The 23138-nt window shown below is 35.6% G+C and carries 22 protein-coding genes and 1 pseudogene; 2 read left to right on the plus strand and 21 right to left on the minus strand.

Annotation, left to right across the window (positions count from 1 at the left end):
- Positions 1-503: 503 nt before the first annotated feature.
- Both GCWU000282_RS15430 and GCWU000282_RS15435 read right to left on the minus strand, forming a co-directional pair.
- Positions 504-764, minus strand: coding sequence for a glutaredoxin domain-containing protein (locus GCWU000282_RS15430; RefSeq protein ID WP_023356136.1), 261 nt, complete (start codon positions 762-764; stop codon positions 504-506).
- An 80-nt stretch (positions 765-844) separates the two neighbouring features.
- A complete protein-coding gene (locus tag GCWU000282_RS15435) occupies positions 845-2005 on the minus strand; it encodes a CapA family protein (protein WP_023356137.1) in 1161 nt (386 codons plus the stop codon).
- 393 nt (positions 2006-2398) lie between these two features.
- On the opposite strand from GCWU000282_RS15435, the gene GCWU000282_RS15440 reads away from it, so the two are divergent.
- Positions 2399-5266, plus strand: a complete 2868-nt coding sequence (locus tag GCWU000282_RS15440; protein ID WP_023356138.1) for a transglutaminase domain-containing protein — start codon at positions 2399-2401, stop codon at positions 5264-5266.
- Between the two features lie 88 nt (positions 5267-5354).
- Here GCWU000282_RS15440 and GCWU000282_RS15445 read toward each other — a convergent pair whose 3' ends face one another.
- The 6 genes from GCWU000282_RS15445 to GCWU000282_RS15470 all read right to left on the minus strand — a co-directional run bounded on the left by GCWU000282_RS15445 (position 5355) and on the right by GCWU000282_RS15470 (position 9423).
- Positions 5355-5789 carry an NTF2 fold immunity protein gene (locus tag GCWU000282_RS15445; RefSeq protein WP_023356139.1) on the minus strand — a complete coding sequence of 145 codons (435 nt, stop codon included), beginning with the start codon at positions 5787-5789 and terminating at the stop codon, positions 5355-5357.
- 27 nt (positions 5790-5816) lie between these two features.
- Entirely contained in the window at positions 5817-6800 is a 984-nt protein-coding gene (locus GCWU000282_RS15450; RefSeq protein ID WP_023356140.1) for a glycerophosphodiester phosphodiesterase family protein, read from the minus strand.
- Between the two features lie 67 nt (positions 6801-6867).
- Positions 6868-7725 carry a PQQ-binding-like beta-propeller repeat protein gene (locus tag GCWU000282_RS15455; protein WP_023356141.1) on the minus strand — a complete coding sequence of 286 codons (858 nt, stop codon included), beginning with the start codon at positions 7723-7725 and terminating at the stop codon, positions 6868-6870.
- Between the two features lie 203 nt (positions 7726-7928).
- Positions 7929-8249: a branched-chain amino acid transporter permease gene (locus GCWU000282_RS15460; RefSeq protein ID WP_023356143.1), complete on the minus strand. Its 321-nt coding sequence runs from the start codon at positions 8247-8249 to the stop codon at positions 7929-7931.
- Positions 8246-8944 carry an AzlC family ABC transporter permease gene (locus GCWU000282_RS15465; RefSeq protein WP_023356144.1) on the minus strand — a complete coding sequence of 233 codons (699 nt, stop codon included), beginning with the start codon at positions 8942-8944 and terminating at the stop codon, positions 8246-8248. The genes GCWU000282_RS15460 and GCWU000282_RS15465 overlap by 4 nt, the downstream gene beginning before the upstream one ends.
- 41 nt (positions 8945-8985) lie before the next feature.
- Positions 8986-9423, minus strand: coding sequence for a DUF523 domain-containing protein (locus GCWU000282_RS15470; RefSeq protein ID WP_035041475.1), 438 nt, complete (start codon positions 9421-9423; stop codon positions 8986-8988).
- A 401-nt stretch (positions 9424-9824) separates the two neighbouring features.
- Here GCWU000282_RS15470 and GCWU000282_RS15475 point away from each other — a divergent pair, with 401 nt between their 5' ends.
- Positions 9825-10463 (plus strand): hypothetical protein, encoded by a 639-nt coding sequence (locus GCWU000282_RS15475; protein WP_023356146.1) that lies wholly within the window; start codon positions 9825-9827, stop codon positions 10461-10463.
- Between the two features lie 185 nt (positions 10464-10648).
- On the opposite strand, the gene GCWU000282_RS15480 is transcribed toward GCWU000282_RS15475, so the two are convergent.
- The 13 genes and pseudogenes from GCWU000282_RS15480 to GCWU000282_RS15540 form a co-directional block, all read right to left on the minus strand.
- Positions 10649-11215, minus strand: a complete 567-nt coding sequence (locus GCWU000282_RS15480) for a GNAT family N-acetyltransferase (protein WP_023356147.1) — start codon at positions 11213-11215, stop codon at positions 10649-10651.
- A gap of 3 nt (positions 11216-11218) precedes the next feature.
- Positions 11219-11458, minus strand: a pseudogene (locus tag GCWU000282_RS17245) (DUF4368 domain-containing protein); the annotation flags it as partial.
- A 19-nt stretch (positions 11459-11477) separates the two neighbouring features.
- The gene (locus GCWU000282_RS15490) at positions 11478-11984 is read right to left on the minus strand and encodes a hypothetical protein (RefSeq protein ID WP_023356149.1); all 507 of its coding nucleotides are present in this window, start codon (positions 11982-11984) and stop codon (positions 11478-11480) included.
- Positions 11985-12094: 110 nt separating this feature from the next.
- Positions 12095-13318: an ATP-binding protein gene (locus tag GCWU000282_RS15495; RefSeq protein ID WP_023356150.1), complete on the minus strand. Its 1224-nt coding sequence runs from the start codon at positions 13316-13318 to the stop codon at positions 12095-12097.
- A 412-nt stretch (positions 13319-13730) separates the two neighbouring features.
- Positions 13731-15032, minus strand: coding sequence for an ATP-binding protein (locus GCWU000282_RS15500; RefSeq protein ID WP_035041476.1), 1302 nt, complete (start codon positions 15030-15032; stop codon positions 13731-13733).
- Positions 15033-15402: 370 nt separating this feature from the next.
- Positions 15403-15699: an AbiH family protein gene (locus GCWU000282_RS15505; protein WP_023356152.1), complete on the minus strand. Its 297-nt coding sequence runs from the start codon at positions 15697-15699 to the stop codon at positions 15403-15405.
- Between the two features lie 275 nt (positions 15700-15974).
- Entirely contained in the window at positions 15975-17849 is a 1875-nt protein-coding gene (locus tag GCWU000282_RS15510; protein ID WP_023356153.1) for an FtsX-like permease family protein, read from the minus strand.
- A complete protein-coding gene (locus GCWU000282_RS15515; RefSeq protein ID WP_023356154.1) occupies positions 17830-18585 on the minus strand; it encodes an ABC transporter ATP-binding protein in 756 nt (251 codons plus the stop codon). The genes GCWU000282_RS15510 and GCWU000282_RS15515 overlap by 20 nt, the downstream gene beginning before the upstream one ends.
- Positions 18586-18927: 342 nt before the next feature.
- A complete protein-coding gene (locus tag GCWU000282_RS15520) occupies positions 18928-19917 on the minus strand; it encodes a sensor histidine kinase (protein WP_023356156.1) in 990 nt (329 codons plus the stop codon).
- On the minus strand, positions 19907-20593 hold the full coding sequence (locus GCWU000282_RS15525; RefSeq protein ID WP_035041477.1) for a response regulator transcription factor: 687 nt from the start codon (positions 20591-20593) through the stop codon (positions 19907-19909). The genes GCWU000282_RS15520 and GCWU000282_RS15525 overlap by 11 nt, the downstream gene beginning before the upstream one ends.
- A gap of 177 nt (positions 20594-20770) precedes the next feature.
- Positions 20771-21589 (minus strand): hypothetical protein, encoded by an 819-nt coding sequence (locus GCWU000282_RS15530; RefSeq protein ID WP_023356158.1) that lies wholly within the window; start codon positions 21587-21589, stop codon positions 20771-20773.
- 13 nt (positions 21590-21602) lie between these two features.
- Positions 21603-22619 (minus strand): hypothetical protein, encoded by a 1017-nt coding sequence (locus GCWU000282_RS15535; protein ID WP_023356159.1) that lies wholly within the window; start codon positions 22617-22619, stop codon positions 21603-21605.
- A gap of 4 nt (positions 22620-22623) precedes the next feature.
- On the minus strand, positions 22624-23124 hold the full coding sequence (locus GCWU000282_RS15540; protein ID WP_023356160.1) for an imm68 putative immunity domain-containing protein: 501 nt from the start codon (positions 23122-23124) through the stop codon (positions 22624-22626).
- Between the last annotated feature and the right edge of the window lie 14 nt (positions 23125-23138).

Genomic DNA, 23138 nt, shown 5'->3' on the forward strand with positions numbered 1-23138 from the left:
CGGCTTGCCCTTGATGGCTCATAAAAGAACTGCTACACTGCTGTAAGCGACGGAGAAGTACTAACTGTTCTCATCATCTTCGCCGTCGGTAACGACCTTCCAGCAGTTCTTGTTGTGCTGTCAAGGGTGGCGTGCTGTTAACACAACCTAAAATATCTACAGTTTTCAAGGTGCAAAAGTGCTTTTTTTCTTACTAACGTTTTTTCATATGTCAGTTGACACTATCTATTAAAAATTAAATCCGTTTATTCACGAAACATCTTGTTCTTTCTGACTTTGGTTAGTTCTAACTAATATTATAGTAGCATTTTATGATACAAGTGTCAAAAGTAAAAGAGTGCGTGCATACACACACTTCGCGCGCGAGCGGTGCAGCAAGGCAAACTTCCTTACCGCGAATCCAGCATCCCTCGGAGAGATTTTAATTTAATAGGAAGTTTTGAAGAAATTTCCTATTAAATTAAATAAGAGCAGGATGTATCTCCCACTCTTAAACCGAAGCGTTATTTCTGACTTCTTATATAACCTTCCCAGTCAAGGGTTATTTCTGTAGGGCTTGTAATAAGTGCCGGAATTCCTATACTTGTACCGCTGCCCCTTACATCCTGAAAAGCATCCTTTGTATCTCTGAGCTTTAAGAACTGTTTCATAGAACCGAGGCTGTCAGTTATGTTCAGATATTTATACTCTATACCGTTTTCTTCAAGAGCCTTCTTGGCTGCAACACAGTCAGGGCAGAGATCAGTTCCATACATCATTATCATAATAAGTATCCTCCTTAAAATTAAATTGTTCGCAACTTAATTGTAGCATTATTAATGATAAAATGCAACCGGAAATTTCCTTACATCTGCTCCAAGATATACTCCTTAACAGCCGCAAGCTTTGACTTCTTCCATTCTCCCTCTGCTGCCTTTTCAGCCAGTGGGTACATAATCTGAAAGTCCAGTCCTTCCCCCTCAACCCTGCCGCTTCTCTTAGGGTTGAAGAAATTTTCCTTCCATTTTTCCTCATCAGCATCTTTATATTCGGGCTTAAAGTAAATCTGCTGCCTCTTATAAGCCGCCACCAACATTTTAGCCGCTAAAGGTGCCAAAAGTTTGTATTCCTCTTCTTCAACATTTTCAAATATCCTCGGAAGCTTCTCTTTTACTATATGTTCTGTTTCTCTGTCTATCCTCAGTCCAAAAGCTTCCCAGGTATAATTATCTTTTGTGAAATTAAGCTTTACAAGCAGACCGAACTCTGTATTAAACTGCGCTCTCTGATAGTCTGTATCAAAGATAAAGTTTCCAAGTGAATAAAAAATGATTTTCTCCCCAACCTTTTCATAGTTCATAGGAACGTGAGGATGGTGTGAAACAACTATATCCGCCCCCATCTCAAGATATTTTAGATATCTCTCCCTTGTGTAAGGTGACGGCAGGGAGGTAAATTCCTCTCCTCCATGCACAACCATCACACACCAGCGGCACTTGTTCTTTACTTCTTTAAGCTTCTTAGCTATCATTTCCGTTTCATGCCACATAAAACAGCCTGCCTTATCTACATCAGCAGGCTTACAGCCCCTTCTGTAGCCCACGCTTATTAAACCTATTCCACCTGCTTCCTCCAAAATAAGCGGTTTTGCCGCCTCTTCTATATTTCTTCCTGCACCTATGGTCTTTGCCTTATGAAGCTCTGCAAGCCTTAAAGTTTCAGACACACCTGCCTCTCCCGCATCCATAATATGATTGTTGCAAATGTTCCAGATATCAGCCTTCATCCTGTCAAGCACCTTCACCGCCTTCGGGTTCATAGAGTGAAGAAGCTGTCCTACACCTGTAGTATCTCCCAAACCTGCCCCATCTATCAAAGCTCCCTCTACATTGGCTATTACATGATTTCCACTATGTAAAAACTCTAATACTTCCTTAGAAATAAGCTCGTCATCATCCCATTTTCCATCCATATATTTATCAAAGCCTATATCCCCTGTAAATACCAAAGATGTTAAATCCTTCATTATTATGCTCCTTTATTTATCGCTTACGTAATTACATTTTCATTATCAGCAACTATATTATAACATTATTATTTACATTTTGCCTATTTATTCAGATTATGATTCTTAATTTGTTATAACGGGGTTCCTATTCAGCGCTCAAAATATTCATTATTTGCAAATCAAGCTACAGCAATTCACGTTATTTCTTAAATCTTTATAAATTTTTATTTTTTGATGACGAACTCTTTTAAATATGTTATACTCTGTATTCAGGTCGGTTACTTAACGCGTTTTAATTGTATTTGAGTTAAAATTTTAGTAACCATTATGTTTATAACCAAAAACTATTAAAGAAATAATTTATTTAGCCGAAATTATTAACGGGTAAAATAATAGGAAGGAAAAGTTAAAATGCTAAAAGATACCAAAAGACAACTGTTTATGACTACTGCAAAGGGTATATGTTGCAGTTTACTGGCTACAGGCTTGCTTCTGCAAACCGGCACTGCGCCTGCATTTGCCTCTTCATCCGGTCAACATATAATAAATACCGGTGTACTTGCAGCAAATATTTCCAATACTGAGTTACAGGATTTAAATACCAGAATTGCCGGTCTTGAGGCAACAACTCAAGCCGAAATTGCCGATGTCTTAATTAATGAACACGAAACCAGTCTTAATATTGGTGATACTTTTCAGTTACAGCTTACTGATAAGTACGGCACTAAAATAAATAATGTAGAGTGGTTTGTAAAAGTCAGAGTACCTCAAGATATTTTATATACTGCCGAAGATTATAACCTTGAAAATAAAGCCTGTACTGTAGGCAATGACGGACTTATTACTGCCAGGTCTGAAGGTACTGCCGAGGTATGGGCAAAATATAAGAATGCCTTGTACAGATGTGTTATAAATGTAAAAAACAAAATGGACTCCGACCTCGAAAATAAAGTTGTTGAAATAGCTGATAAATTCAGGCATTTAAGTGATGTTGACAAGGTAATGGCAGTACATGACTATCTGATAGACCATATAGAATATGCATATTCACATATTGTAAGACGTGCCTATGGTGCTTTGATAGAAGGAAAAGCTGTGTGCCAGGGTTATGCACAATCTTTTCAGAAAATTTTAAGTAATCTTAACATTGAAGGACATACTGTTATAGGATGGAATATATCCGAGAAACCTGTATTACATGAATGGAACAGAGTGAAATTAGATGGAAAATGGTATTATATCGACCTTACCTGGGATGATACTCCTTGGGTTTCACACAGAAATTATAAGCATTTTTTGATAAATACTCCAATGCTTGGCAAAGACCATCAAAAATGGTATTCAATTGCCGGAGGAGCCGAAGCTGATGGAAGCAAATACCTGTACTATGCTTACAAAAAGCATGGAATTCTTGCAAACAACAGAGAAGAACTTGAAAACATAGTTAAATCTCAGATTAATTCAACTGACTTACCTAATGTTGATGTAAATGTGGCTGTTCCAAATACAATTGCTGATTATGAAATTATAGATACCATTAAGAAAATAGCAGGCAGAACAGTTACCATTAATGAAAATAATGACCTGAGAAATACTTTGGGAGATTATCATCATTACTGCTATCAGGTTGGATACATTAAGACACAGCCTACAACAAATATAAATTTAATTGAGGTTAAGCCTTTAAATGCAGAAGGTGGAACTACAACAAAATTAGAGTTGACCTTTGACAAAGACATAGATAACCTTACTTTGGATAATATCAAAATAAATGGCGTACATAAGACCGGCTTAGAAAAAATCAACTCACGAGTTTATCAGCTTTCATTTACTGACATAATGTCTAGAACAGATACCGAGCTTACTGTTCAGGTAAGTAAAAGAGGCTATAACATTGCAAACAATGAAAAAACCGTAAACATAAGTGTGGTAAAAGAAGCTAAACCTGAAGCTGTTTTTGAGGCTACAGGACTTAAAGAAGGTATACTTAAAAACATTGAAGCAGGTATGAAGTACAGCTTGGGAGATGGTATCTGGCATGATATAACTTCCTCCGAGCCTATAAATATTACCACCATTTACCTTTCATCTATTTATTTAATTAGAAAAAGCAGTGGCAGTGGCATACTGGATTCTGATACACAATTAATATATCCAAAAAATGTCAGGGAGCCATATGGTGTAAAGGCTGTAAATTCTATAGGAAATGAGTCAAATGGTAAAATAATCTACGTAAACCGCAAGATGGAATATCAAAAAGATGGCGAACAGACTTGGACCGCCTGTGAGGGTAATGAAGTAACAGGACTTTCAGCCGGTAAATATAATGTAAGATATAAAGCTGATGGACTTAAACTTGCTTCAAGTGAAATCCCTGTTACTGTAAATGCAGTACCGGGAGAAAACAACAAAGATAACAAGCCTTCTACTAAACCTGATGTTTCCGGTGGCGGTAGTTCCAATAATGGCGGTAGCAACTCAGTTGGTGGTAGTAATAACTCCGCTGATAATAGTGGCTCAGCCGGCGGAAATAATAACTCCGGTGATAATAGCGGCTCAGTCGGTGGAAATAGCTCGGCCGGTAGTAGCAATGGCTCAGCCGGTGGCGGTGGATTTGCCGGCGGTGGTGCCGGTGGATTCGCAGGTGGCGGTTTCGGTGGTGGTTCTGCTTCATCTGTAAATGATAAGGCAAATACTGATTTAAATAGTGAAAAAACTACCAATACAAAAAACGATGACACTCAAATTAACAAGACAGAGAATACTCCTGTTAAGTCTGAAGCGGTAGAAAATATAAAGCCTGCCATTTCTAAAAATGTTGCTTATTTTTCAAAATCAGCTCTTGAGAATATTATTAAATCAGGCATAAAAACATTTGATTTTACAAGTAATAAAATTAAACTCAGCTTTGAAACAAATGTATTAAAATCACTTAATAGACAGGCAGACTCAGATATTCAGATAAAAACAGTCAATGTAGATAATACCAAGCTTTCCGATAATGCAAAAAAGCTTATAGGCAAGCATCCTGTTTATGATTTGAGGATTTCAGATAAGAGCGGTACTAAGATTACAAAGCTTGGAAAAGGTAAGGTAACCATATCAATCCCTTACAAACTTGGAAAGAAAGAAAAAGCTGAAAATGTAGCTGTATATTTTATTGACAAGAAGGGTAATGTTAAAAAAATATCAAACTCTGTTTATGACTCTAAAACAAAGACCTTCACCTTTACAGCTAAATCCCTTTTGCGTTTTGCAGTTGGACGTAAAAGTAAATAAAGTTTTCACTCCTATTGGGTTTAATAGAAAAAATCCTCTTACTTTGATAATTTCAGAGTAAGGGGATTTTAACATTTTATTCCTATATCTACAAAATCCCGTTAACCCATTTTTTCTTCCAGTTACTCCATCTTTTATAATCGTCAATTCTCCAGCCGGTTTTCTTTTTAACAACAACGAATAAATAGCCTGTATCACCAAATTCCTTAGTTTCTGTCTTAAAGATAACTTCTGCTTTGTGTTCATTTTTAAGTTCAACTTTAATTTGGTATGCAGATTCAATCCCTGAATATTCCGGAGGATAGCCAAAGCTGTGAGGATTTCCGCCATAAACACGCTTTTTATCCGTACAATAAGCTTCAAAAACAGGGCGATACCTCTTGTTATATTCCTCAAACCAATCTTTCTTATCATCTTCATCTTCTTCTGACTTTAGATAAATATCGGTTTCTATTTCATTCATCTTTATTGCAAATGTCAAAACTAAGTCCGATAAATATTGTTTTAATTCCTGCTCGTCCAACTGCTTCTCCTCCTCAGTTTATAATATCTATTCTTTGGCTGTAGCCGGATTTACGATATCAATTCTGTTTGTCCAGATAAATCCCGGGAAATTCTTCGGAGACGACTTCAGGCTTTCAACTGTATCAAAGCCCTCCGAAAGACCTGAGCCATCGGCTGTTATTTCCACTCGGGTGCCGGCTTTCTCCATCCTCTCCATAAATTTATATGGCCATCCCCATAAAAGCTTAGCATATGTAAGGGGTATTCTAAGGTCCGTATTTCTTATTTCCTGCGGAATATACCCTGTCCAGCCAAACAGTTCATATTTTATCAGTGCTTTAATCATAGAATTTTTCGACATTATCTTCAGTTCTGAGCTCTGACTTCTCAGATATTTCGCTCCGTCATCATTAGCACAAACCACGCTCAAAAGGTTTACTTTCTCTGCAGGCATAGTTGATAATTTCTTCCATAAAGCCTCATAGGTCTCTATTTTCCAGTCTTTTACCTCTACAATAAACTTTTTATCCGGGAAAATAGATAAGACTTCATCCAATGTCGGCATTAGGCCAACGCCTTTACCTCTTAACGGATATGTTGTGCCGCCATCGGCAGTATAGCCATAGCCTACATCCATCTTTTTCAGTTCTTCCATTGTATAGTCTTGAATCTCTCCTTCAACTCCGCAGCGGTACAACAAAGTTGAATCATGGAAAACCGCGAGTTGCCCATCTTTGGAAAGCTTTATATCAAGCTCAACAGCCTCTGCTCCCAAATCAAAGGCAGCCTGCATAGATGAGATTGTATTTTCAATATAGTTATGAATCGGTTTATCAATCATAGCCGCAGTATTACTGTCCCAACCCGCCTTCGATTCATCAAAAGTCTGAGCCAGCCCTCTATGTGCCAAAAACTTATAACCTATATTTTCATGTGAACTAAATAAGCTTGTATTATTCAGCCACAGAAAAAATATAAACAAAATAAGAATTGCGGCAATGATTTTTCTTTTCTTTATTTTTTTATTCAAAATATGTCCTCTTAACTACTTTTTTAAATTCCGGTCGGTAAATTAAATAATTTGCCTTATTTTACATTTAAGCAAGCTCTGTACATACTGCATAAACAGTATCTTTTTTAGATGCAATAGCATACAAATTATCATTTACAACAATCATCTGCTGATATACGGTTATTATATAATTTTCAAACTCTATCTCCTTAAATAAGCTGCCATTATTTCGTTTTATTAAAATCGGTTTATTCTTTTCATCAGATAACAGGACACATTCTTTATAAAATATAAAGTTTGAAGTTCCCCTTGTGTTGTAACTGTATATTATACTGCCATCCTGCAAATTAAGTGCGAAGAACTTGCCGCCGTTGCCATCGGTTCCGAAATAAATAATACCGTTTTCTTCCTTTACTTCCGTATATAAATATCCGCCTATTTTTGTTTTCCAGACAATCTCTCCCGAGTGAATATCTCTGCAAGCCATAATAAAGGGAGAATACATATACACTTCCAAGTCCCCGAATCTATAATTTTTACTATCATTATATATCTGCCTGACCGGCTCCGGCGACTGTCCAATTTCAACCAGGGCTGTATCCGAAACTTCAATAAGCTTTTCTATTGTTGCCGTATATCCCTTGTACTTCTTTGTATTTAATATAAATCTTCCGCCATCTTCATACAGTTCAGCGTCTGAGGCAGAAAAGAATTTCTCCTGAAAATAATGTAAATTAGCTTTGCTGTGTTCCTTAAAATCCTTTGAAAACATATCAAGCAAAACATAACTTGGAATCCTTTTATCGTCTTCAGGCTGTTCCTGTGGCACAAAGCCAAATGCACTGTGAAGTACGGCAATCCTTTCTTTTATCTGATAAATACCTATTATACCATGTTGTCTAAACGGAACATCTTCAAGTATAAGCGGGTAAGCTCTTACCATTTTACTGTCCTTTCATTTAATACTACAAGTGTCATAAGAATTTATTATCTTTTAATACCTGTATCATTTATATCTGTTTCATTCTATCAGTTCTTTCCACATTTTGTCATTTAACAAAGCTTCGTCCAAAGCAGAGTCCGGTCTGATGAACCGAATACCACGCTTACAACATTCGGCTTGGATTGCTTCTGTGACAAAATTTGTCATATAAGTCGAATAATCAGCATATACACTGCTGTACCGGCCAGGATGCTAGGCAGAGATTTACGTGTTTTAACCTGCAAGATGATGATTGCAGTGATGGCAATCAGCTCAGGCATCCCGAAGGGCGGTATCCGCACAGCAGTATTTCTCAGGCAGTACACCACAAGCATTCCGATAATAGCCGGAGGCAATACTTTTCCCAGATAAATTACATAGTTCGGAACCTTTTTTCGGAAAACAGCAAACGGCAGGAAACGGAGAAGAATCGTAAAAGCCGACATTGCAGCTATAAGAGCTGCCGCATGAAAGTTTCTGTTCATTCGGCTACCTCCTTTTTACCTTGAAGGCGTCCTCTTAAAAGAGTCAGAACAAGCGTAATGAGCAGCATCGCAGGAATCAGAAAGATTTCCGGTCCGAATACTAGGAGACAAAACAATGAGCTGAGCAGTCCGGTGAGAGCCGGAACATGATTATCTGCTGTAAGCCACTGTTCCACAAAAGAAGTTATGAATAACGCTGTCATAGAGAATTCTATTCCCTTCGAAGAAAACGGAAGCACCGAACCCAGCAGATTTCCTAAGACACAGCCAATCACCCAGTAACTGTGATTAAACAGGGAAACCAAAAACCGGTAAAGATTTGCATTCTCTTCATCCGGTACACTTCCCTCGCAAAGAAGAGAATACGTCTCGTCTGTTAAGGCAAAAATCAGATAAGGCTTATAGCGGCCGGAATCTTTGTACGTGCTTATCATAGATATGCTGTAAATAAGATGACGGGCATTTACCATGATGGTTGTAATAATCGTCATAATTACGGATGCACCGCCTGAGATCAGACTTACACCTATATACTGCATCGAACCGGCATAAATAAGCAGACTCATTGCAAATGCCCATAATACCCCATAGCCCGCGTCCTGCAAAAGGATGCCAAAACCAATACCAAGAACAAGATACCCGGCCATTACCGGCAGTGTTTTTATAAAGGCATTTTTTACAACGCTCAATTTCATGCTCAGACCTAATTCCTTTCTTCTGAAATACAAATTCTGATTTAGCTGCTACCCGATTCATCAATAAACGATTCAACATCGACAACCTTATATCCCTTTTGCTTCAATGCCTGTGCAAATAATCCCATACCGGGAATCAGTTTTCCGCTAAAACTTCCATCATAAATCTGATTCACACCACAGGTAGGACTTCTTGACTGCAGGACAGCAAGCCCTATATCATCATTTTCAATTTTCGATAAGGCAATCTCTGCCGCTTGCATGTATTCTGAATGAACATCATTTCCATTTTCATCCGTAACGACCCCGTTAACAATTTCCGCACATGGTCTGGGCGTTTTCATACCTGCAAGCATCTCCGGGCAAATAGGGATAATCTCATAATTTTTTAACAGATTAATAGCCAACCGGTTTCTATTATTCTTTCCGTTATATTTACAATTTTCGCCCAATATACAGGCACTTACTAATACCTTCACACAAAACATCCTCCGCATTAAATTCAGCCTTAAAACCATATGTTTTTATAATTTTAACACAAATCTCACCTGAGGTCACTATTTATATGTACAAAACGGTATTTCCTCACCTTATTTTTCTTTCCAGACTATCACATCATCATTACTGCCTACATACTCCCGAAATACTTCTCAAGTCTATAAAATCTGATTTTTTATTTTAGTATATTTACAAGTTAAGAGAGATAATGTTAACAAAACTTGATTATACTTAATGCTTTTGATAGAATAATTTTAAACTTACCTACCGGCTATCTTGAACATATTGATAGTTTTCAGGAAAACATATGAAAATATCTGAATTTGTTTATTGAGGGTATCATATATCATCTTTGGAACAGCCCCGCAAAAGGAGAGAATAGATGACTACTAAAAACTTTGCCAAATATATTGAAAAACAGTGTAAAGGGATAAATAATTTTTCGCTGGAAGCTCTTTTTGGAGAGTATGTCGTTCTTGTTTCAGGAAAACGAGTTGGAGTAATATATCAGGAAAAATTCTATGTTCTTTATGCTCCTACTTTTGAAAATGTAGAAGATATGATTCCTGATTTTAAGGTTGTTAATTTATTTTCTTGGGAATATCATAACTTTATTGAAATCAAAGATATTGAAGATAAAGAGAAACTAAAAAACATCATAAACTATGTTTATCATGAGCTATATTTTGCCAAAGATCTTGTTATCGATATAGGTTTTTTCTTTCAAAGCTTTAGGGGATATCCGGATAGAATATATAAGTTGTACCAGCAAAACATTACTTTTCTGCGTTTTGCTTATGAAAAAAAGCTTCTAAAAGTAAATCCTTTGGACTCTGAAGAAAGAATAATTAAGCTTTCATATACAAATAATGATTTAACAACTGAGGGACAGCAGATATTACATTCGTTATATAATAAATGGCTTGCTTATACGGACAAAAATGATGCTGATTCTTTAAAAAGAGCCGTAAATGTAAAACAGTTAGAAAAATATTACAAAAAGTTAATAGACAAAGATTGACTAACAGAATGTATAAGCCTTCCCAATATCCATAATTAACTGTTTATGTCGTGGTGCTTTTATCTCTCTTTTTTCTTCTTCCATGTGTCCTCCTTTCCGTTTTTAAGCAAAGAAAAAACAGTAAACCTTTTTCGATTTACTGTTTCCTTGAATTTTAACTATATTTTTTGTTAATCTATTATTTTTTATTTATGAATTGTCCAATAGTCTTTATATGAATATCCATCATGTGTTCCTACTAAAAAATTATCCGATTTTGTAAAACCAATACCCGATGCAGCTGACATTCTTTCAATGGCGTAATTAGGAACTTTAGTAATAACTTCTTCGCAATCAAATAGTTCATAAGTTGGCGAAACTATAAGCTCTAAAATTTCTTTAATAACTTCTTCTTTTTCATATTCGCTTTTCAAATCCAGTCTAAGTACGCCCATTCCATTAAACTTATCTTCTGATGTTCTATTAAACAGTTCAATAGTTCCAATTGCTTTTAATGAAATCTTATCAATGATAACCCAACGAACGAACCATTTTGTCTGATATGATTTTAGCCAAAAATCAATAGCTTGTTCCATCTTATCTTTTGTTGGATAGTAAAAATTATCCCCATCACAATTATCGCTGTTGAAAAAAGGTAATGAATTTTTATCACTATAAACTTCAAATAAATCATCTACATCAGCTTTATCTACAAATCGAAGTGAAAATTTTTCACTTTCAAATTTAGGAACATTCTCATATATATTTGACATAGTTTAGTCCTCCCAACTAATATATCTCACCTTGAATCTGTTATATATTATACCATTTTTAAGCCTTTTTTCTATATCAACTTTCTGTGGGACTTGACAGTTACCTATAAAATTAAAGTACACATCAACTTGTGGTTTTCTGTCTTTGCCTTGTCTTCCCCCTGTTGCTTCATGGACTACTACTTTTTCTATATACTCATTTATCATTGGTACTGTCAGTTCCTCAATATCGGTATATTTTTTAGATACAATATAATACAAATTATCTTCCTAAAAATCCGACAATCAAAGCCTGAATCACCGATACAACAGGAATAATTAAAAAAGGTGCGGCTAAAAAATGTTCCCTAACTGCCAAATGTTTCATCCAGTTACTAAATTCATAATCTTCGTGTCCCTCTGTCCCCGGAATTACAATCTTATCCTTATATTTTCCCTGAAACAACAGACAATCTAACAAGAAAAAATCTCCCAGGTTTAATATACTCCACTGAATATATCCCATCCAAAATACATTCCAAAAGCCAACAATTCCCGAGTGCAAAAGGCTTACAATCGAATAAACAAAACAAATCCCAACAATGACAACTGTTAATATCCCATTTATCTTCTTCTCCTGTTTTGTCATTTGTTCGGGTGCAGCCTTCTGAATAGCTTTGGGATAAGAATCAAAAAAGAATCTTGGATTAATGAGTACCAAGGCAGCTACTGTCCCGTTAAATATAGCCGCTATAGCAATTCCATCAAGAACAGCTTGAATTATATCCATAAAATCCCCCTCTTACCTTTGAGTCGATTATCTGTTAACTGAAGAACAATCTAATTTTTATAAGTAAAACAGGCTCTATAAATCTCATTGTTTCTGCATCAGAGAGTATTTCAAATCACCCACACCGGTACAATATAGTTCTCTCTGTCAATAGCAGACAGCTCAGGCTTCATACATATTATAGCTCCCTTGTCACGAGCCTCTGACGCTTTGTCCAACAGACCAAACACCTTAACAAGTTCCGAACCCGGATTTGATGATTTTTTAATTTCTATAGGATTAATTACTCCGTCATGCTCTAATATAATGTCAATTTCTTTAGCATCCTTATCTCGATAATAGTACATAACCGGCTCTCTGCCAGTATTTAAATATGTTTTCATTATCTCAGAAACAACATAATTTTCAAGTATTGCTCCATTCATAGCCCCACTTTCCAAAGTTTCTGCATTGCTCCATTTAGTCAGGTAGCATACTATACCTGTATCAAAAAAATATAGCTTAGGAGTTTTAATGAGGCGCTTTAACATATTATTTGAATAAGGGTGTAAATAAAAAATAATCCCCAGGGTTTCAAGAATAACAAGCCAGTCTTTTGCCTGTTTTTGATTAATATCCGCATCCCTTGCAATATCAGCTATATTTAATATCTGCCCACATCTTGCTGCTGCTGCTGTTATAAATCTCAAAAACTTTAATGAGTCAATCGAATCCGAAAGTTCTCTTACATCTCTTTCGATATAGGTTGACAGATAGCTGCTATAAAAGATCTGACTATTATTATTTTTACCGCTCATAATAGCAGGCATTGACCCCTTAAATATTCTGTCAAATATTTCTCTGACATTAGCAGGCTTTCTTCCTTTACTTCTTACCGTCAATGCTTCCATATCTATAGCAAACGGTTCTCCACCGCTTCCATAAATTTCACTTTGTGATAAAGCTGTTAGCGAGAGTACTGCTACCCTTCCCGCTAAAGACTCCTGCAGTCCATTCATCAGCTTAAATGCATGCGAACCTGTAAGCCAGAAATCCCCCATGTTTTGATTCCTGTCCACATATATTTTTATATATGTAAACAATTCAGGAGCATATTGAACCTCATCTATCAGTATCGGAGGCTTGTGCAACTGCAAAAACAATTCCGGATCAGTTTTTGCAAGATTTCTTTCATTCAAATCATCCAAGGACACATAGGCTCTGTCAGTTCCTTCCATAAGCTTCTGAAGCATAGTAGTTTTTCCGACCTGTCTCGGCCCTGTTACAAGCACTGCAGGGTATTCCTTTGTTACCCCTAGAATAACCTTTTCTAAATGTCTTGAAATATAACTCATACAGACCCCTTTCGGCTAATTTGCATTATGATTACATATTAGCCGAAATATTATTATAATGCAATATTTTCAAAATTCTTTTTCGAGATATATTTTTTACTTCTTTGCATGGTCTCAAAGTTAAATTCTATACATTAAGCAGGATGTATTGTTACCATAACTCATAGCTTCTCAAACCTCCATAAATTTGAAGTTGTAGGGCTAATGTACCCGAGTATATGTATTATATGACTAAGTCACGCCTTCGCTGATAAATTTGCCATTTAATCTATCATATGCTAAAAAATATACTTGCACGAGATGTATAAATTAATTGACAAAGTGACGCCTTCACTAATAAATGTCCAGACTCGCTCCGGTTTTCGTTAGCTACTAAAATCATATTTTTAGTTTTTGTATCAAATCAGCTTAATTAGATAAGCAGACTGTTTGCATCCAGCAAAAATTCTTTTACCCCCATCATCAAATAGCCATTCTCATCATAACGAGGTTTCATACTCTTCTCAACAATAATAATCTTTTTGAAAGAATCCTTAGTGCGTTCAAATGACATTATTTCCTGCTCATACTTTTCTTTATTTTGGATTGCATAAGCCGACTGAATATAATATTTTTTACTTCCCAAAATAGCTATAAAATCAATCTCTCTCTGTACTCGTACTTCCTCTCCGTCAGCGTCTTTTTCCCTTGATTCCACTGTTCCAACATCTACCTGGTAGCCTCGAAACCTTAATTCATTGTAGATGATATTTTCCATAATATGAGTCTCTTCAATTTGCCTGAAAGCTAAACGTGCATTTCTTAGTCCTATATCCTCAAAATATATTTTATACGGTGTACCAATATATTTCCTTCCCTTTACATTATATCTTTTTACACGGGTAAGCATAAAAGCCTCCTCTGCATAACCAATATACTTATCAACCGTTGTATCGCAAGTAGTCGTTCCATGAACAGAGTTCATTGTTTTGGCTATTTTTCTTGGATTTGTTAGTGTAGAAATTCCCGATGCAATTACGTCCATTACCTCACCGAGTGCGGCTTCATCCTTTACTGAATATCTAAGAATGATATCCCTAAGATATACATTCTTCATCTGTGAAATCAAATAGTTTGTCTTCTGTTCTTCTGTTGTCATGAGCGCAACTGCCGGAAGTCCACCATACACAGAGTAATCATCATAGGCTTCACCTTTATCACCTTGCTTGAATGCGTAATATTCTGAGAATGATAAAGGAAGGACATGAATCTCATCTCCTCTACCCTCAAATTCAGTCAATATGTCCTTTGATAAGAACTTAGAATTACTACCTGTAACATAAACATCCACATTACTATTACGAAGGAACCCGTTCAATACTGACTCAAACGCTCCTAACTTCTGCACCTCATCCAATAAAAGATAATGCATTTCATCTCCATTTATCTGTGGCATTATCCAGTTAAGGAACTTGGAAGGATCTACTTTTCGGTCTTCTTTTTCGTTGTCGAGAACAATAGGATCTTCTCCTATTTTTAATAAATCTTGTGCTGAATCAAAGGCAAATTTAATAATATGATCCTCTAATATATTTTCACTTTTCAAATGATTATAAAACAATGTATTTAAGAGATATGATTTTCCGCATCTTCGTATTCCGGTTATTACTTTAATAAACCCATTGTGTTTTCTAACAATAAGTCTCTCAAGGTATGCATCTCTATTTATTTCCATAGCTACCTCCATTTAATTTTTTTGCCGTAAACGGCGCTTTTGTTAATTATAGTATAACAAATTCAATAAATTATGCAACCTTTCATTTAATTTTTTTGCCGTAAACGGAATTTTTATTAAATAGGTATCAAGAAACTGTCTCACAAGCTAGGAATCATCAAAGAAACACCCTTTATTTTAATCCTTTTATCGTCTATTCTTTTTTACTTCTGATAACAGGCACACCGTCTCCACATGGAACGAGTGAACACTATGTTTCCTGGCTGTATGTAAAAAGATATCTATGAACCTTTTAACGATATAAAGGCTATCATTAAAAGATTTCAGACAGACATACTGTGATATGTATTACAATCTATTTCTGATTTCATCAAAGGCTTTTATTCGTTCCTAATATTTCACCCATTGTTTTAACATGTATTTTGTTTCTAAGCGAGTATGTGTTACATAATGACACTACGCTGTTTATTCCATTTACATCTCTCACAGAGATTGTCCATTTTACCGGCCGAATATACTGTTCAGCTAGTTCAAAATATTCCCTATCTACATTACCCATTCCATGTCCCAAAACAACTACTTCATCAATATGTTTTAATTTTTTTAGATAATCCTCTAATTTATTAGTTTGCTTTCCTTTTTTATTTGCAATATAAAAATCTACCAATAATACTTGTTAAAAAAGACTCCTTGAAAAATACAAGACCTATTTCATTTGAAACCAGTCTTCCCTGCTTTCCTTTCGCAGATTCCTTTTGTTTTAAGTAACTCGTAAACCTCTGCCTTGTTCATATCTTTCCCTCCTAAATATTAGATTTGCTATTATATCACACTTCGATGATTTTCAACAAACTACCTATAGCAGGTCATGTAGATACACATACCTGCCACAGAAAAAAACATTAAAAACGTTCTCCAAAATTGCTTAATCCCAAATTGGGTTTAATATATGCTATCACATACCTTTTTCTGATATCTTTTCTTTATTATCATATACATAATAAATTCCGTGAAAAGATAAATTATACTGCAAACTACGGCCAGATTTGTGTAAGATGTCAATGTGACTTTATTGATAAGGCTGATGGCAATCCACGATATGGCCAGAGCGGTCACAAACGGAACGACCAATATCCATCTTAAGGTGCTTGCCAGGATATCTTTTATCTCCTCTCTGCTCAGTCCCATTTTCATCATTATACTGTACTTTCTGCTTTCTTCATCCACTGAAGAATACAACCTTGAATAGATTATACTTGCTATTCCTATTAAAAATGATACGCATAAGATACTGCCAACATAGGCAACCAGTCTCCTTGTCAGATTCTCGATATCATAATAATAAGAATATGACATCAGAGTTTCTTTCCCTGTTTCAAAGCCTATGGCTTTTTCTAAACTCTCCAAATCTTTCACCTTGCCCGACTTAATATCACTTAACATAAAAGCGTATATTTTGTCCTTAACCAGATCTTTTGACAGAACTTTGTACATTTTATCGGATACAACGGTAACGCTTGTAAAATAGCCGGACATTGCGATGATACGCTTCTCCTTGCCGCTTTCTTTATCTATACCGTTTTCTGCCAGCTTTTTACTTAATTTATCCGGCAGATTAGGTTCTTCTTTGCCATCTACTCCTACCAGGAAATACTCATCATCCGCAAGCTTTATTTTATCCCTGTTTAGAAGATTGGCTACAGAATTATACATTTTATTTGACAAAATAATATGTCTTATTGTTCTGTGCTCACTTTTAAGTTTAACAAAGGATATTGTAAGTTCCTTAACATCATCTGTCTTTGCAAGTTTTTCCTTGATTATTTCAGCCTTATTTTCTCCTTCTGCCACATTTTCCCAATTTGCATATAAATAAGAATACGGCATTATCTTTTCCGCATCTTCGGCAATATTCATAGGCGCTCCCACTATATACACAAAGGCGGTGAGAGTTATACAGAACAATATCATTGCACCTGCCATAGTCTTGATATTGGTATTTATCTTATACTTAAAATTACTTATCTTTATCAGATTATTTTTCTTGTAAAGCTTTCCGCTTTTTCTCATTATAAAATGATAAACACCGAAAATAAAATGAAAAAGGAAGTAAGAAACACTTATTACGGACAGCAACTGCAATACATAAATAAAGATGAAAATCTCTTCTTTTATATAAAAGTAGATTGTCGGAGTTAAAGTGATGATAAGAGCAGCCAAAGACCAAGTAAAATGATTTTTTTCGGCAGTTTCCTCTTTTTTCAGAAGATCGATTATCTTCTTCTTTCTTAAAATTATCGGAGCAATTAATGATATGGCTAAAAACAGACCTCCCATAAGTGCCAGTGTAAGTATCAGTGCCATAACCGGAAAATAAAAATGCAGTTCCAGGCCATCTATCGTTCTCTCTGCTGCCATCAGAAAAATCTTTGAAAAAATAAGGCCGGTTATTATTCCCGCAATCAGTGCAAATACGGATATTATAATATTTTCAAGAAAAATCAGTTTATTAAACTGACCTCTGCTCGCCCCGATAATATTCAGGATTGCAAACTGTCTGCTTCTGTTTTTCAGAAAATTTCCCACCGAATAAAGTATAAGTACAAATGAGAACATCATAGATACTATACTTGCCATAAATATAATAATCCCGATTGTACTGTCCAAATCCACTTCCTTTAATGCCGGATGCAGAGCCAGTGTCGAAAACAGCAGGAAGATAAAAACAGAAAATACACAGCTTAAAAAATGGTAGAGATAGGTCTTAAAATCTCTTGTTATATTGTTATATGCAAAATTAAACAGCGTCAATTTCATCACCTCCGAGAAGACTCATTGTATTCAGGATTTCTTTTCTATATGTCGTTTCATCATTTCTGTTAATTATTTCCTGATAAATATTACCGTCTTTTATTATGTAGGTTTTATCACAGTAGGATGCAATATTAGGATCATGAGTCACCATAATAATTGTTACCCTCATTGTCTCGTTTAACTTCTTAAACAGTTTCATCACATCTTTTGCGGACTTGGAATCCAGATTTCCTGTTGGCTCATCCGCAAGCAGGATTGAAGGATCATTTATTACCGCTCTGGCTATAGCCACTCTCTGAGCCTGTCCACCCGAGATTTCATATGTCCTTTTGTCGAGCAAATGAGAAATCCCCAGAAACTCACTGATTTCTTCTACCTTTCTCCTCATTTCATTCACAGGCACATTGGATAAGGTCAGAGGAAGCATAATATTTTCCCCTACAGTCAATGTATTTATCAGGTTGAACTGCTGAAATACAAAACCTAACTCCTCCCTTCTGAAAGTTGAAAGCTGTAAATCGTTCATTTTGTAAGGATTTTTACCTGCGATTAAAACGGAACCACCCGTGGGTTTATCAATTGTAGAAATCGTATTTAGAAATGTACTTTTTCCGCTTCCGCTAGGCCCCATTATTGCTACGAACTCGCCCTCCGACACTTCCATATTTATATTATTCAGTGCCTTGAAAGATACCCTCCCTTTATATGTTTTTTCCAGATTTGAAACTTGTAAAATCATGTTGTCCTCCTTTGGTTATCCTCATTTTATTATCTTTTTTGTTATCCGAACCGGTTTTATATAAAACAGAGATTTATGTGCCATCTCCTTATTTCTCTTACATTTTACAAAATGAGACCGCAAATAAAAATCCGATAACATTACATAAGCTTACAATTTTGTAATGTTACCGGAAATTTTCCGATTTATCTTAAACCAACAACCGTACCAATCTATATTATAAACACACAGAGTTTTGATGGATATACAACTCCTTTACCGTATTATAGCCAACTCCGATTATTAACGCCATAAGTTACAGCTCTCTAAGCCGAGATATATGGTGATTAAAGCATATTCGGTCTAAAATACAATCCTTACTGTCGTACCCTTGCCCACTTCAGACTCCACTTCTGTTTTATGTCCCAGATATTCGGTAACTCTTTTTACTATATAAAGACCTATTCCGCTTGAATCGGCATTATTTCTTCCGTTTTTACCTATATAGAACAGCTCGAAAATATTCCTTAAATCAGCATTTTCTATTCCAATACCCTCATCAATAACAGATAAGACAACTCTATCCTCTTCCTTTTCTGCTCTTACAGTCACACTTTGCCCGTTATCACTGTATTTTATTGCATTGGTAAGAAGCTGGTGTATAATCAGTTTTAACCATTTGGAATCCGAATACACATAAATATCGTCATCAATATCCAGTTTTGGATAGATTTGCGAAGCAATAAAATAATCTTTCAGCCCATTAATACAGTCCTTACATACATTTTTCAACATTACTTTTTCGGATACAAAATCATTCTTAAACTCTTCCAGCCTGTATACATCAAGCATCTGATTCAGGTTATACTCAAGTGCATTTATATTTCTTCCGATTTTTTTGTATTCACCTTCTTCACTGTGCTTTTCTAAGATAAGCTTCAGCACCGACACAGGAGTTTTCATCTGATGCACAAATCTGTACACCATGACTTTCTGCAGCTTTTTATCCTGTTTTTGCATTATTTCTCTTTTATTGTTATTATCTATCATTTCTTCAATCATCAGATTATAATTTTCTTCAAGCCTGCTTCTCGGTTCGTCTATCAGATAATCATTCAGAAGTTCGCTTTTTAGTAAAAGCTTCCCATACATCCTCCCCATTTTATAGAACCTTACAAAAAAGAATATAACCAGTACGAAAAAGACCAGAAAGCTGAAGTAAACAGTCTCCTCAAACCAGATTCCTTTGATATAAAATAAAAATCCGAAGAAAATCACCTGAGTTAAAAAGATGATTAAAAATAAGGAAATATTATCCCGAATGAACAGCTTCAACGCTTTTTTATCCTTCATATTCCACCTTGTATCCCATACCTCTTACCGTTATTACCTGCAAGTTTGAGCCCATATCTTTCAGCTTTTTTCTTACCCTGCTGACAGTAACATTTAAGGTATTTTCCTCCACAAACATATCACTGTCCCATATTTCGGACAAAATCTTTTCGCGGCTTACCACGTTAGGGTAACTGTCAAATAAAATACCTATTAATATAGCCTCATTTTTTGGCAAATCAATCTGATTGTCTCCGCATTTTAATGTAAATCTGAGCTTGTTAAAGGAGCAATCCCCACAGTCGGTTGCTGTCTCATTTCCTGCATATTCCCCGTAAGCTCTCCTAAGCTGGGAGTTCACCTTTGCAAGCAGAAGTTCATGTGAAAAAGGCTTTGTGACATAGTCATCTCCTCCGCTCATAATTGCCCTTACCTGGTCATAGTCTTCTGTCCTTGCAGACATAAATATAATTGGAACCTTTGTTATTTTTCTGATTTCACCGCACCAATAAAATCCGTCATAGTACGGAATGTTGATGTCAAGCAAAATCAGATTCGGACTATTCTCTTCAACAAGTTTATCTATATTCTTAAAATCCTCGCAAATAAAAACCTCAAAATCATATCTTACAAGATGTTCCTTTATGAGATTTGCCAAATCCGAATCATCTTCAATCATGCATATCTTAAATGTCATTATTTTACCATTCCTTCCGCTTCATTCAAGGTACCTATAAGCCCCAATTATTCACACCATAGACTAAAGACCTCTTGCTCTGCATAGTACAGTAGGGTAAACAGTTTTTGGTCTGTGACTATGGGAGATAACCAAACATCTGCAAAATATCGTAATGTGGGGCTTGTGGCTTGATTATTATATTTCACAAGATGTTTCGTGAATATTTTTGATTAAATAATAAGTATCCTTAAACCTAAGATGCCATATTGCTTTATCAGCCGTAATTTCCTCATATATATCATCCAGGGTATGAGCCGGTGCCAACATCCCCAAAACATAGTCCTCCGGTACAAACTCTCCTATTTTGTGAAGTTTATCAAGTAAAAGCCCCAAATCCTTGTGATTAAACCAACAGTCAGTATCAAGCGCATATTTTGTGTTACACATCTTGCAGGCAATTTTGCTGTTAAAAAAATCCTCCATAGTCGGCTTATCCTTTAGTAACAGTCTTGTGCAGGCAAGGTGATATTCTATCTTTCGAGGACTCACATCAACATCTGAAACAAAAATTACTCCGTATTCATTTTCAAATTGAACCGAAAGCACATCTCCTACCTTAAAATACGGCTCTCTCTTTATTTTTGTCTTTGGAACTTTAAGAGGCTTCGGATTTTCGCTTTGTAACTGAACAGCCAGTTTATCAAGCACCTTCTGTCTTTGCTTTTTTGCCTTGCTGTCAATTTCAAGCCAGAACTCATCTGCGCCTTTTTCTATTATCTTAAGAGCTTTAGTTTTTATTTCCTCAGGTAAATGCCCTATCTTCCACAAAGAATAAGCAAAGGCTGTCCAATAAATTTCCGTATAAAATCCGTCCGTGCAAAAATTTTTCTCATCATTTAACACATCTTCAATTATCTTGTCTACATTTTCTCCGTCTTTATATCTTTCTACTATGGTATTATAAATATCATAACCATCATCACTGTCTATGATCTTTACTCCGTCTATAGCCATTGTTACCTCCTGTTTACTCTTGCACAGTCATTTTACAAAGTACAAGATTCTCCGTCTCATCACTGATAAATACACTGTCATCCCAGACATCCATTATCCTGTATTTTGTAAAACCTCTTGGAAATGTAATATCCAGAAGTTCATTGTCGGATAATCTAAGTAATTTTTGTTTTCCCTTCCACTCGTCTGTCTTAAATACAGGTGATAAAATAAGATATTCTTTATCTGCACTGAATTTCCCTCTCATACCTTGCTTACCCGGAAGCTTTTCCAGTTTTTCTTGTCCCCAAATTTTCTTTTTGTAAACTCCGTCTTTAGTAATTTCCAAATACCAATAGAACTTAAACTGAGACAGGCTGCAAGGGTTAATTATGTCAGCTTCTATGAAAGCGTAAATTGCCTCATCCTTTATCATAAGGCTACCTATCTGCGGATAAGAATAGTTAAAATCCATTTTATGATAAACACCACCTGCCTTTTCTAAGGATTCCATAAATCTCTTCCTTACTTTTTCTTCTGTAAACACAGGAGTCAAGTCACTATTCCAGCAAAGTGTATTGGTTTCATTGTTATAATTAAAAAATGTAAAGCTGTTTGCAGCAAAAACATCTCCACCCACCCTGCAGATAACAGGAAATTTCCCATTTTCTGAAAGTGTGGAAATTTCTGTAATATACTCACTTGCACATTTATTCTTGCTTTCTACCTTAGATATTTCTCCTAAATCAGATAATCTAATTACTTCCCCATCTTCTCCGCCGATAATTAAAATGTCGGAGCCTGCATCAAGCAACAAAGGATTGTTCCATTTTCTCTTTTGTACAGGAGAAGGTATAAATGTACTCTGCTCACCCTTTATCCAAAGAATCCCATAGTTTGAGCCTCCATCATTGCTGCACCAGATAACAAATTCATCTTTACCCCTTGCAAAATGATTCTTGGCGTTTACAGGTGCATACTGATATGCCAGGCTTCCCAGCTTAAATCCCGGAAATGTCCACTCAGAAATCTTGTCTAATTTTGCCTTCATAATCTTATTCCTCAAATAACTCCTTTGCCAAATCTTTGCATATTTCTGCCATCTCTAACATATCTTCTTCCGGACACATTTCACTTAAATTATATTCAAGAGGATGAGTATAAAAATCTTCCAATACAGTTTTTATTATGTTCTCTTCTTTCTCTGTACTTATAATACTGATAACTACAGGCTTTAAGTCATCTCCAAGCAGTTCATTTACATCTACACTTCCGCTTTTTTTGCATTCCAGTAAAATTGCAGCGAGGTCTGTAATTATGTCAATCGGATAGTAAAATTCAACATCATACTCATTATTTTCATTATCTTTTAATCTTACCATAATCGGTTCATCATTCTGTCTGAAATTACCGTTTAACTTATCTAAACCTAAATCCGAAAATATTTCCGCAAGAGATATTTTTTCCTGCCTCTTATACATAAGATATGAAGCCAGTGTCAGACTATCATCGGTGTCGCCTATATAATTGTTCCAATATTTATCTGCTATATACATTTGTGTTTCCCCTT

This window comes from Catonella morbi ATCC 51271 (assembly GCF_000160035.2).
GTDB lineage: Bacteria > Bacillota > Clostridia > Lachnospirales > Lachnospiraceae > Catonella > Catonella morbi.

Coding starts and splice junctions, on each gene's coding strand:
- GCWU000282_RS15430 (WP_023356136.1), bottom strand. CDS start 764: ATGATAATGATGTATGGAACTGATCTCTGCCCTGACTGTGTTGCAGCC.
- GCWU000282_RS15435 (WP_023356137.1), bottom strand. CDS start 2,005: ATGAAGGATTTAACATCTTTGGTATTTACAGGGGATATAGGCTTTGAT.
- GCWU000282_RS15440 (WP_023356138.1), top strand. CDS start 2,399: ATGCTAAAAGATACCAAAAGACAACTGTTTATGACTACTGCAAAGGGT.
- GCWU000282_RS15455 (WP_023356141.1), bottom strand. CDS start 7,725: ATGGTAAGAGCTTACCCGCTTATACTTGAAGATGTTCCGTTTAGACAA.
- GCWU000282_RS15460 (WP_023356143.1), bottom strand. CDS start 8,249: ATGAACAGAAACTTTCATGCGGCAGCTCTTATAGCTGCAATGTCGGCT.
- GCWU000282_RS15465 (WP_023356144.1), bottom strand. CDS start 8,944: ATGAAATTGAGCGTTGTAAAAAATGCCTTTATAAAAACACTGCCGGTA.
- GCWU000282_RS15475 (WP_023356146.1), top strand. CDS start 9,825: ATGACTACTAAAAACTTTGCCAAATATATTGAAAAACAGTGTAAAGGG.
- GCWU000282_RS15480 (WP_023356147.1), bottom strand. CDS start 11,215: ATGTCAAATATATATGAGAATGTTCCTAAATTTGAAAGTGAAAAATTT.
- GCWU000282_RS15490 (WP_023356149.1), bottom strand. CDS start 11,984: ATGGATATAATTCAAGCTGTTCTTGATGGAATTGCTATAGCGGCTATA.
- GCWU000282_RS15495 (WP_023356150.1), bottom strand. CDS start 13,318: ATGAGTTATATTTCAAGACATTTAGAAAAGGTTATTCTAGGGGTAACA.
- GCWU000282_RS15500 (WP_035041476.1), bottom strand. CDS start 15,032: ATGGAAATAAATAGAGATGCATACCTTGAGAGACTTATTGTTAGAAAA.
- GCWU000282_RS15510 (WP_023356153.1), bottom strand. CDS start 17,849: ATGAAATTGACGCTGTTTAATTTTGCATATAACAATATAACAAGAGAT.
- GCWU000282_RS15515 (WP_023356154.1), bottom strand. CDS start 18,585: ATGATTTTACAAGTTTCAAATCTGGAAAAAACATATAAAGGGAGGGTA.
- GCWU000282_RS15520 (WP_023356156.1), bottom strand. CDS start 19,917: ATGAAGGATAAAAAAGCGTTGAAGCTGTTCATTCGGGATAATATTTCC.
- GCWU000282_RS15525 (WP_035041477.1), bottom strand. CDS start 20,593: ATGACATTTAAGATATGCATGATTGAAGATGATTCGGATTTGGCAAAT.
- GCWU000282_RS15530 (WP_023356158.1), bottom strand. CDS start 21,589: ATGGCTATAGACGGAGTAAAGATCATAGACAGTGATGATGGTTATGAT.
- GCWU000282_RS15535 (WP_023356159.1), bottom strand. CDS start 22,619: ATGAAGGCAAAATTAGACAAGATTTCTGAGTGGACATTTCCGGGATTT.
- GCWU000282_RS15540 (WP_023356160.1), bottom strand. CDS start 23,124: ATGTATATAGCAGATAAATATTGGAACAATTATATAGGCGACACCGAT.